The following is a 10,156-nucleotide window of genomic DNA, read 5'->3' on the forward strand; positions in this document are numbered from 1 at the left end:
TCCAGGGCTCCCTGAACAAGCCCTGCATCGGCCTGCCGGCCAAGGTCAACGCCGGTTCGATCCTCGGCCTCGTCCCGGTCACCGTCCAGGACATCGACGTCCTGTCCTCCCCGCAGAACCAGCAGTGCGCCGAGAACTCCACCCAGGCCAAGGGTGACGAGCCGCTGTCGCACCTCATCGAGGACATCCCGGTCCTCTCCGGGAACGGCGCCTTCAACGGCTGATCGGCCCCGTCGCCTGCGGGCAATGGGGTGAAAGAGCAGGTGCCGGTGTTATTCCGGTTTCCTTTGTGCGGGATGTTCGTTGTGTTGTGTGCCGCGGAAATGCATTCCGCCGAGGAAAGGATCCAGACGAAATGAACTGTAAGAAGGCTGCAGCCGTCGTCGCCGGAATCATCATGGCCATGGGTGTGGCGTCGCCGGCTTTCGCGGACGCGGAGGCGGAGGGCTGGGCCGTCGGTTCGCCGGGCGTCCTCTCCGGCAACGTCGTGCAGGTCCCGATCCACGTCCCGATCAACGTCTGCGGCAACAGCGTGAACGTCATCGGCGCGCTGAACCCGGCCGCCGGCAACACCTGCATCAACGTCTGAGTCCCGGCGCCCGCAGGCGCGGAGGGCCGGTCCCGGAGAGCAGCCGCTCCCCGGGGCCGGCCCTCCGTCACGCCGGGACCGGCGCCCTGCCTCCCGTACGCGGCCGGCCGGGCGGGCCCGAACGGGCACCGGCCCGCAGCCGCTGCCGGACGCCCTTCACCAGCCGCCCCGCCGTGTACTCGGCGCCGAGGACGAACCGCATCGACGGCCCGTACGAAGGGGCCGTGAGCAGACCGGCGAGGAACAGGCCCGGCCAGGAGGACTCGAAGAGACCGCCGACCTCCGGGGCGCCGCCCGCGCCGACCCTCCGCAGCGCCCCGCGCAGCGCGGGGGAGAGGACCGCGGCCCGGTCCAGGCTCGGGGTGAAGCCGGTGGCGGCGATCACGTGGTCCGTCTCCAGGACCGTCGTCCCGTCCGGCCCGGCCACGTCCAGCCGGAGCCGCTCGTCGCCGGTCACTCGCGCCGAGGTGATCCGCTGCCCCAGGCGGACGTCGCCGACCGCCGCGAACCGCTCGCGGAGCCACCAGGCGCCCGCGGGGCCGAGCGCCGAGCCGAAGATCCGCTCACGGGTGGCGGCCGGCAGCCGCCGGAAGATCCCCGGGGTGTCGGCGTACAAGCGGTTCCGCCAGCCGCAGCCGAGGCCCGTGTGCGGGGCGCGCAGCGAGGGCCAGAGGCCGCGGTCGAGGGCCGGCGGCACGGTGTTCCAGCGCAGCCGGCCGGCCCGGGCGACGATCCGTACGGCTCCGGCGCCCCGCTCGACGAGGAGCGCGGCGGTCTCCAGGGCCGCCTGCCCGGCCCCGACGACGGTGACGTCCCGGCCGGCGAAGCCGTCGAGCTCGCCGTGGTGGCTGGAGTGGGTGACGTACCGTCCGGGCAGTCCCCGCAGGGCCCCGGGGACCTCCAGGAAGGGCAGGACGCCGACCGCGAGCGCCACCGTCCGGGCGCGTACCGCCTCGCCGTCCTCGGTGCGGACCTCGAAGCCCCCGGCGGCGGGCGCGACCGAGCCGACGAGCCGCTCGTCGAGCACGGGCACGGTCTGCCGGGCGAACCAGTCGCCGTACGCGGCGAAGAAGCCGACCGGGAGGGGCACGCCGTGCTCGGTGTGGACGCCCCTGGTCGCGGCGTAGGCGTCGAGGCCGTACGCCCCCTCCGGGTCGGAGAGATGGGACGCCCAGGGCTCCGACTTCAGGAACATGCCGGAGGGCATGGCGTGCCAGGACTCCATCGAGCGGCCGAAGGCGCGGAAGTTCAGCCCGTGGGCCGCGGCGTGGGCGGCCACGGACAGGCCGTAGGGTCCGGCCCCGACGACCACCAGGTCGTACATCGACGTCGACATCGTGCCTTCCGCGTTCATCGTGGGGTGAGCTGATCGGTGGAGGTACGGGCCGGGGGCGCCCCGGGCGTGATGGCCGGGGCGCCCCGGCGGGCCACGAGCGCCCGGCGCAGCGCCGCCAGCGCCCGGCGCAGCAGGTGCGCGAGCCAGGCGCGGCCCATGGCGAGCGCCGGCAGCGGATCGTCGGCCGAGAACCAGGCGCACTCGGTCCGCCGCCGCGCCCCGCCCGGCTCCGGCGCGTACCGGCGGCGCGGGGAGGCGAGCAGCGACAGCGCCGCGTAGTTCTCGACCAGGAACCGGCGGCCGTACACGGCGCAGTGCGGCGGCACCGGGCGGCCGGTGAGGTCCAGGTGCAGCGCCCGGACCACGTCCAGGCCGTCCGGGTCGGTGAAGAGCCGGAACTGGGCGCCGGGCCGGGGGTTGAAGTCGAGCAGGTGGTACGCGCCGGTGGCGCTGTTCAGCCGGAAGTCCAGGTCGCACACGCCCCGGTAGTCCAGCGCGTCGAGCAGCTCGCGGGCCGTCCGGTCGACGGCCGGGTTCACCGTCCAGCAGCCGGAGGCGGTGAGCCCGGCCCCGTCCGGCCAGGAACGCTCCTTGCGCCCGGTCGCCCCGGTCGAGCAGCGGCCCGCGGAGTCCACGTACCCGTGGAAGAACCAGTCGAGGTCCCGGCCCGCGGGGAGCAGCTCCTGGAGCAGCAGCCGGCTGCCGGCCTCGGCGGTCCGGGCGTACAGCTCCCGCACCTCGGCCAGGGACCGCACGATCGTGGTGCTCCGCAGCCCGCGGCCGGCCGGGAGCAGCCAGGGCCGGCTCCACTTGGCGACCACCGGAAGCCCGAGCGACCACGCCATGGCGGCGGCCTCGTCGGCGCCCTCGGGGAGTTCGGTACGGGGATGGGGCAGGCCCAGGTCCGCGCAGGTCTCGGCGAGCGCCGCCTTGTCGGCGACCCGCAGCAGCTGCTCCTCGGTCTGCTCGGGCAGCAGGAAGCGCGGGACGAGTCCGGGGCGGTGGTCGGCCAGGGCGAGGGCGCTGACGTCGTCCAGCGGCACGGCCAGCACGGGATGTGACGGGTCGTCGGTGATCTCCTCGGCGAGGCCGTGCAGGAGGGCGGCGAGCTCGGCGGGGGAGTCCGTCCCGGGGCGCTCGCGGACCGAGCGGAGGAAACGGGAGCGGGCGACCGGACTGGTGCTCGATTCGATGACGGCGTGGACCGGAATTCCCGCCCGCCCCAGCGAACGGGCGGCGCCGAGTGTGCCGTGATGGAAGGGGTTCCGGTCGAGCCGCACAAGGACGGTGGGGACGCTGGTGTCGAAACGCTGGCGCGGCACGGCATGCCCTTCATCTCGGTGCCCCAACTGGGCGATGAAATCCTCTAATGGACTACTGATCAGATGGAAGCGGAGTTCACGGTCGGCTTATTAGGAATACTTTCTGAGTATCGGATTGACGGACCATCAAATGGCGTAGAGGTGAAGGAGTGGCCATGGCAGCTGCGTACCGGAGAACATCGAGAAGATGGCTGGGGGTGTTCACCGCCGGTCTCCTCGCCACGGGCTCAGTCGTGCTCGCGTCCCCCGCCCACGCCACCGAATCCACCCCGCCGAAGGACCCGGTCCCCACCAGCCTCGCCACCGCCATGGGGGCCTTCCTCGACTCGGGCGACCGCGGGGTCGCCCGCATCGGGCAGCTCCAGCGGTGGCTCGGCGGCCACGAGCTCCGCGTCGGCCACACCTACCTGCCCGGCGACCTCTGGAAGAACATCGAGGGACCCCCCGGCTTCCTCGACGCCTGGGCCGACTGGCGCAACGAGCGCACCGACCGCATGCTCGTCCTCAACGTCCCCATGCTGGAGCGCAACGAGGCCCGCGTCGCCGACCGCCAGGTCCGCCGGCAGCTCCAGCTCGGCGCCGCCGGCTACTTCGACCACCACTTCACGACCCTCGCCGAACGCCTCGTCGAGGCGGGGGCCCGCGACACCGTCGTCGTCCTCGGCTGGGAGATGAACGGCACCACGTACACCCATCGGTGCGCCCCCGACCCCGACGCGTGGAAGAAGTACTGGAACCGGATCGTCACCGCGATGCGGGCCGTGCCGGGCCAGAAGTTCCGATTCGACTTCAACCCGAGCCGCGGCCTCGACGCGATTCCGTGGACCGAGTGCTACCCGGGCGACGACGTCGTCGACATCATCGGCATGGATTCGTACGACCAGCCGTCGGGGAGCAGCTTCGACCGGCACGTCAGTGAACCGTACGGGCTCCAGAAGCAGGTCGATTTCGCCGCCGAACACGGAAAGCAGATCTCCTATCCCGAATGGGGGCTCTTCCGGAACGGCGACAACCCGGAATACATGCGGCGCATGCTCGACTGGATGAAGCAGCACAAGCCGCTGTACCACACCATCACCGACTACTGTCCGCACGGCGTCTGGCAGTGCGACGACAATCCGCAGTCGTCGCTGGTGTTCCGGCAGGCCCTGTACGGCACGGAACCGGAACTCCCGACGGACCCGGTCGACCCGACGGACCCGGTCGACCCGACGGACCCGGTCGACCCGACGGACCCGACGGACCCGACCGATCCGGTGGACCCGACGATCCCGGAGCCGAAGCCCGAGCCGAAGCCTGAGCCGAAGCCGGAACCCAAGCCTGAGCCGAAGCCCGAGCCGAAGCCCGAGCCGAAGCCGGAACCGAAGCCCGAGCCGAAGCCCGAGCCCGACTGCTGGGCCCTGGATCTCGGTTCATGGGTGGAGCAGTGGATCGGCGGGTCCGTCTGTGTCCCGGAGAGCAACTGGAAGGACGAACTCGACCTCGACTGGAAGGACAGCCTGAAGGACGTCTGGCCCTTCTGACGCCCCACGTGCCGGCGGTGGCGGAGCTCATCCGCCACCGCCGGCACGGCCGAGGAGCCGTCCCACCCAGGCCCGTTCCCGGGCCTGCCGCGCCGCCCAGCGCCGCGCGTCGGCCGCGCCCGCGCGCAGCCAGAGGAGCGGGGCCGTACCGCGCCCGGTGAGGAGCAGCCGGCGGTTGCGGACCGGTTCGGGCCGCCAGTGCTGCTTGTACGACTCGCTGCCCCGCAGCATGCTGAGCGTGGCCCGCCCGCCCGCGCTGGTCTCGCGCGCCCCGTGCCGCAGCAGCATCGTCGCGACGTCGACCTTGCGGGCGCGCAGGGCCGGGTCGGCGCCGTACAGGTAGCCGCCCGCGAGCCGCGGGGACATCAGGGTGAGGTCGGCGGCGACCACGTCCCCGGCGAGCCGGAACTCGGTGACCATCGCGTCGCCGCGCTCGACCATGGGCCGTACGGCCCGGGTGAGGTGCTGGGCGAACCGCTCGCTGGTGTGCTCGGCGGTCACCCCCCGGCCCTGCCACTGGAGCTGATGGAGCTTCAGGAGCCGGTCGAGGGCGGCCGGAACCTCCTCGCCGGACACCACGCGCGCGTCGATGCCGAGCGCGTCGAGCTTCCGGAGCTTGGCGCGGACCCGCTGGGCCTTCCCGGACGGGATCCGTTCGAGGAGCCCCTCCATGGGGACGGCGGGCAGCTCCAGGCAGAGCGAGTCCGGCAGCCGGCGGCGCGGGCCGCGCCAGTGGGCGAAGACACGTTCGCTGGCCGCTCCGGGCCGGACCTCCCGCAGGTCGAGGACCGCGCCCCGGGCGGCCCGGGCGAGGGCCCCGGCGAGGGCGGGCGCCGCCTCCGGGCAGTCGTCGTCGAGGAGGACGTCCGTGAAGTCGGTGATGGTGCCGCCGAGCTGGGTGAGGGCGGGCAGCGGCCCGCGGGCCCGCATCAGGGGCGCGGCGGCGACGAGTGCGCCGTCCTCGCGCCGTACGAGCACCACCCGCAGCGCACCGGGCCTGCCGTAGGAGAGCCACCAGGAGTGCAGCCAGGAGTGGGACTGGAAGGGGGTGGCGGAGGAGCAGCGCCCGTACAGCGCCGTCCACTCGGCCGAAAGCCGCCCGAACTCCTCCTCGTCACGGCAGATCTCGGTCCGCAGCGCTCTCCGGTCGAGCTGTGCGGTCTGCGTTCTCGGGCTCACACCGCCTCCGCCTGGTGCGTGGCGACCGCCGGGGCGGGCACCACGGCGGAGGTGGTGGACTGCCGGGAGTGCCGGGCCCCGTCGCGCGTGGCGGCGCGCTTCGGGCGCACCAGGAGGACCAGGCCGCCGAGGAGGCCACCCGCGCAGCCGCCGACGAGCGCGGAGAGCGGCGCCGACGGGGAGACGGGGGCGACGGGCTTGGTGGCGCGGGAGAACGGGACGACCTTCACCCCGGTGCTGCCGGCGACGTGGCCGCTGTTCAGGACGAGCGCGCGGGCCACCCCGTCGGCCATCGAGACCGCCTGGGCGGGCTTCGCCGACCGCGCGGTGATCGAGATCATCGGCGCGTCCGGGGAGGTCGCCGCCTGCACGTTCTTCCGGAGGGTGTCGGCGGTGACCCCGGCCCACACCTGGGCGTCGCCGGTCACCGCGATGTCGGTGGCGACCCGCCCGTACGCCTGCGCGAAGCCGAGCACCGCCGCCGGGTCGGACTTCTCGGCCGGTACGACGATGACGTAGCTGGTCGCCGCGTACTCCGGGGTCTTCAGGGCGCCGTAGCCGCCGCCCAGGACCGCGCCGGCGAGGACGGCCGCCGGGAGGACCGCCCAGCGGCCCGGGGAGCGCAGAGCGGCGGGGAGGAACGCGCGGGGTGGGGTGGTGTTCATGGTCGGGCTCTCTCACTTCGAGGGGGTGCCGTGGACGGCCTGGTCGTACAGGGACATCAACTGCCGTGCGCTGTGCGCGATGTCGTAGCGGCGGGCGGCCTCCGGCTGCGGGAGCCGGGCGAGCCGGGCGTCCCGGATGCCGCGCAGCGCCGAGATCAGCTCGGGTACGGACTCGCCGATCCGGCGCGCGCCCGGTGCCGCGTCCGGAGGCAGGTCGTCGACCGCCGGACAGGCCACGTACAGCGCGGGAAGGCCCGCGGCGAGCGCCTCGACGACCGCGAGCCCGAAGGTCTCGTCGGGGGAGGTGGACACGAACGCGTCCATCGCGGAGAGGAGTTCGGGCAGCGTGGGCCCGAGCGGCGCCGGCGTCGGCGGGTCCTCGCAGGCCCCGAAGAGCGTGATCCGGCCGGCGGCCCCGCACTCCCGGGCGATCCGCAGCAGCTCCTCGCGGTGCTCGCCCTCGCCGACGAGGAGCAGCCGGGCCTCCGGCACCGAGGCCACCGCCCGGACGAGCCGGTCGAACCGCTTCCCGGGCGTGAGCCGTCCGACGCCGCCGACGACGTACGCGTCCTCGGGGATGCCGAGGACGCCCCGGGTGAGGCGCCGGGCGCGCGCGTCGAAGGCGAACCGGCCGGTCTCGATGCCGTTCGGCACCACCCGGATGCGGTCCGGGGGCACTCCCCAGTCGGCGAGCCGGCGGGCGACGCTGGGCGAGACGGCGACCGTGGACGTGCCGAGCCGCTCGGACGCGAGGTACAGGGCGCGGGTGCCCGCCGAGAGGGGACGCCCCTCGATCTGGGTCTCGCCGAGGGAGTGCTCGGTGGCGATGACCCGGCGGACCCCGGCGATCCGGGCCGCCGTCCTGCCGTACACGCACGCACGGTAGAGGTGCGTGTGGACGAGGTCGTACCGGCCCTGCCGGACGATCCGGGCGAGCCGAGGCAGCGCCCCCAGGTCCCGGTTCCCGGTCATCCCGAGGTGGGTGACGGGCGTGCCGTCGGCCTGGATGCCCGCGGCGACCGCGCCCGGATTGGTGAGCGTGACGACCTCGCTGCGGGTCGGCAGGTGGCGGAGCAGGAGCCGCAGCTGCTGCTCGGCGCCGCCGATGCCGAGGCCGGTGATGACGTGCAGGACCTTCACGGCGCACCGACCGCGGCCGGGCCGTGCGGGGCGGGGAGCAGGTCGCCGGGGTGGCGGCGGCGCAGCGGGTGCAGGAGGCGCTTGGCGGTGAGCCGCCAGGGGGTGTCGTTCTCGCCGATGTGGACGCGGGGCAGGGCGTACGTGCCGGTGTGCGGGCCCGGGTCGATCGCGCAGGCGTAGCGGTAGCCGGCCTTGCGCACGGCGCGGATCGCGCGCGGGTCGACCTGCCCGTACGGGTAGCAGAAGCCTTCCACCGGGCGGCCGGTCATCTCCTCCAGGAGGTCACGGCTCTGCCGGGTCTCGGCGGCGAGCGTCGCGTCGTCGGCCTCGGTGAGCGGGACGTGCCGCAGGCCGTGCGAGCCGATCTCCATGCCGGCGTCGGCGATCCGCCGGATGCCGTGCTCGTCGAGCAGCGGTTTGCGCGGCCCGTCGGTGTCCCAGCCGTTCTCGCCGCCGAGGCGGCCCGGCAGCACGTACACCGTCGCGGTGAAGCCGTGCCGGCGCAGCAGCGGCAGCGCCGAGTCGAGGAAGTCCGCGTACCCGTCGTCGAAGGTCAGGCCCACGAGCCCCTTGGCGCGCCCCTCGGCGGTGGCGGCGAGCAGCTCCCGCACCGAGACCCCGCGCAGCCCCCGGTCGCCGAGCCAGTGCAGCTGCCGGGCGAAGCGCACGGGGGAGACGGTCACCCGGTACGGATCGTCAGCGGTGTCCGTGATCGAGTGGTACATCGCCACCCACAGGGGCGGCTTCCACAGGGGCGGCATCGGCAGTGGACGGCGCAGCGCGGTGGCGGCGGGCATGGGGTGTCCTCCGGAAGGCGGAGCGGGGCAGGGGCGGGATCTCGGGCGCTTTGGCGGCGCAGGCGATGAAGAGCAGGAAGACGCCGACGACGACCAGTCCGGCGGCGGCGACGGCGAGGACGGCGGAGTCGACGGCGAGCTGGCAGAGCCAGCCGGCGCCGGTGGCCCAGGCGCTCGCGGTGGCGAGCCGGAGCAGCCCCTCGCCGAGCCGGCCGACGTGGATCGGGACGGCCTGGCGGTGCGCGCCCCGCAGCAGCAGGACGGCGCTGAGGGTGATGCCGAGGGCGTTGGCGGCGGCGATGCCGACCGCGCCCCAGTAGTGGGCGCCGGGGATGCCGGCGACGGCGGTGGTGAGGAGCCCCGCGGCCATGGCGGCGGCCGGGTACCAGAGCGGGCGGGCGGCGGAGAAGTAGCAGCGGACGAGGGCGCCGACCATCGTCTGGCCCAGCAGGCCGAGCGCGTACACCCGCATGACGGCGGCGGTGGCGGTGGTGTCGGCGCCGGTGAACTCACCGCGCTCGAAGAGCAGTTCGATGATCCGGGGGGCGGCGGCGATCACCGTCGAGGAGCCGACGAGCACGACGACGGCGGCGAGCAGCAGATCCCGCTCGACCCGGCGGCGGGCCGCCTCGGGATCGCCCGCCGCGAGCGCGCGGGCGACCACCGGGAAGCTGACCGTGCACAGCATCAGGGAGAGGATCATCGGCATCTGCGCGACCTTCTGCGCGTAGTTCAGATGCGAGATGGCGCCGGCGGGCAGCGGCGAGGCGAGGAACCGTTCGATCAGGGTCTGGGACTGGCGGCACAGCGAGAACGCGACGACGGGCGCGATGAGTCCGAGGACCAGGATGCGCCCCTCGCCGGTGCCGGCGGGCACGGTCGGCGCCGTCCGTCGCGGTGTCCGCAGCTCCCGCAGCAGCGTCGGGGCCTGGACGAGGACCATGAGGACCCCGCCGACGGCGACCCCGGCGGCGGCGGACCGCACGCCCCACGGCTCGCGCAGCACCAGGATCGTGCCGATGATCCCCACGTTGTACGCGACGTAGATCGCGGCCGGCGGCAGGAACCGGCCGTGCGCGCGGAGCGCCGCCGAGCAGTACCCCACCAGGGCGAACGACAGCACGCAGGTCCCGGTGAGCCGGGTGCAGTCGACGGCGAGCGCCGGATCGGGAAGCCCCGGGGCGAGCGCGGCCACGAGCAGCGGCGCCGCGACGATCAGGACGACGGCGGCGACCCCGAGGGCGAGGACGATCCGGGGGAGCGTCCCGCGCACCAGGGCCCGCACCGGGTCGTCGGAGAGCCCGGCCGAACGGCGGGCCAGGGCACGGGAGAAGGCGGGCACCAGGATCAGCGCCATCGCGTCCTCGATGAGCAGCGTCGAGGCGAACTCGGGCACCGTCCACGCCACCAGGAACGCGTCGGTCCCGGCCCCGGCCCCGAAGTACCCGGCCATGATCTGGTCCCGTACGAGCCCGAGGACCGCGCCGGCGGCGGTGAGCCCGGCGGTCACGGCCGCCGCCTTCGCGAGGAACCCGCCGCCCCCGGGGGCGGCGGCGCGCGCGTGGGCCCGGCGGCCGGGGGTCGGCGCGGCGCGTGGCGCGGGGG

10 protein-coding genes are annotated in these 10,156 nt (G+C 74.4%); 3 read left to right on the forward strand and 7 right to left on the reverse strand.

Annotated elements, in window-relative coordinates:
• A partial coding sequence (locus ACWGN5_RS41050) for a rodlin (protein WP_453523916.1) occupies positions 1-224 on the forward strand: 224 nt, incomplete at its 5' end.
• 131 nt (positions 225-355) lie between these two features.
• A complete protein-coding gene (locus tag ACWGN5_RS41055; protein ID WP_453523918.1) occupies positions 356-589 on the forward strand; it encodes a chaplin in 234 nt (77 codons plus the stop codon).
• 67 nt (positions 590-656) lie between these two features.
• Here ACWGN5_RS41055 and ACWGN5_RS41060 read toward each other — a convergent pair whose 3' ends face one another.
• Both ACWGN5_RS41060 and ACWGN5_RS41065 read right to left on the reverse strand, forming a co-directional pair.
• Positions 657-1,913, reverse strand: a complete 1,257-nt coding sequence (locus tag ACWGN5_RS41060; protein WP_453523940.1) for an FAD-dependent oxidoreductase — start codon at positions 1,911-1,913, stop codon at positions 657-659.
• A gap of 26 nt (positions 1,914-1,939) precedes the next feature.
• Positions 1,940-3,247 (reverse strand): carboxylate--amine ligase, encoded by a 1,308-nt coding sequence (locus ACWGN5_RS41065; RefSeq protein WP_453523921.1) that lies wholly within the window; start codon positions 3,245-3,247, stop codon positions 1,940-1,942.
• A 155-nt stretch (positions 3,248-3,402) separates the two neighbouring features.
• Between ACWGN5_RS41065 and ACWGN5_RS41070 the strand changes: the two genes are divergently transcribed.
• Positions 3,403-4,770 carry a glycoside hydrolase family 26 protein gene (locus tag ACWGN5_RS41070; RefSeq protein WP_453523924.1) on the forward strand — a complete coding sequence of 456 codons (1,368 nt, stop codon included), beginning with the start codon at positions 3,403-3,405 and terminating at the stop codon, positions 4,768-4,770.
• 27 nt (positions 4,771-4,797) lie between these two features.
• Here ACWGN5_RS41070 and ACWGN5_RS41075 read toward each other — a convergent pair whose 3' ends face one another.
• The 5 genes from ACWGN5_RS41075 to murJ form a co-directional block, all read right to left on the reverse strand.
• Positions 4,798-5,949 (reverse strand): GNAT family N-acetyltransferase, encoded by a 1,152-nt coding sequence (locus tag ACWGN5_RS41075; RefSeq protein WP_453523927.1) that lies wholly within the window; start codon positions 5,947-5,949, stop codon positions 4,798-4,800.
• Positions 5,946-6,614: a lipopolysaccharide biosynthesis protein gene (locus ACWGN5_RS41080; protein WP_453523930.1), complete on the reverse strand. Its 669-nt coding sequence runs from the start codon at positions 6,612-6,614 to the stop codon at positions 5,946-5,948. Before ACWGN5_RS41080 ends, ACWGN5_RS41075 begins: the two co-directional genes overlap by 4 nt.
• A gap of 12 nt (positions 6,615-6,626) precedes the next feature.
• A complete protein-coding gene (locus ACWGN5_RS41085) occupies positions 6,627-7,754 on the reverse strand; it encodes a glycosyltransferase (protein ID WP_453523933.1) in 1,128 nt (375 codons plus the stop codon).
• Positions 7,751-8,551, reverse strand: a complete 801-nt coding sequence (locus tag ACWGN5_RS41090) for a polysaccharide deacetylase family protein (RefSeq protein ID WP_453523935.1) — start codon at positions 8,549-8,551, stop codon at positions 7,751-7,753. The genes ACWGN5_RS41085 and ACWGN5_RS41090 overlap by 4 nt, the downstream gene beginning before the upstream one ends.
• The coding region (murJ, locus tag ACWGN5_RS41095; protein WP_453523937.1) for a murein biosynthesis integral membrane protein MurJ at positions 8,451-10,156 on the reverse strand (1,706 nt) is incomplete at its 5' end. The genes ACWGN5_RS41090 and murJ, both read right to left, overlap by 101 nt.

The sequence above is a fragment of the Streptomyces sp. NPDC055815 genome, from assembly GCF_053616475.1.

Bases quoted from the DNA above. Each gene is read 5' to 3' on its own strand.
- ACWGN5_RS41055 (WP_453523918.1), top strand. From the start codon at position 356: ATGAACTGTAAGAAGGCTGCAGCCGTCGTCGCCGGAATCATCATGGCC.
- ACWGN5_RS41060 (WP_453523940.1), bottom strand. From the start codon at position 1,913: ATGTACGACCTGGTGGTCGTCGGGGCCGGACCCTACGGCCTGTCCGTG.
- ACWGN5_RS41070 (WP_453523924.1), top strand. From the start codon at position 3,403: ATGGCAGCTGCGTACCGGAGAACATCGAGAAGATGGCTGGGGGTGTTC.
- ACWGN5_RS41080 (WP_453523930.1), bottom strand. From the start codon at position 6,614: ATGAACACCACCCCACCCCGCGCGTTCCTCCCCGCCGCTCTGCGCTCC.
- ACWGN5_RS41090 (WP_453523935.1), bottom strand. From the start codon at position 8,551: ATGCCCGCCGCCACCGCGCTGCGCCGTCCACTGCCGATGCCGCCCCTG.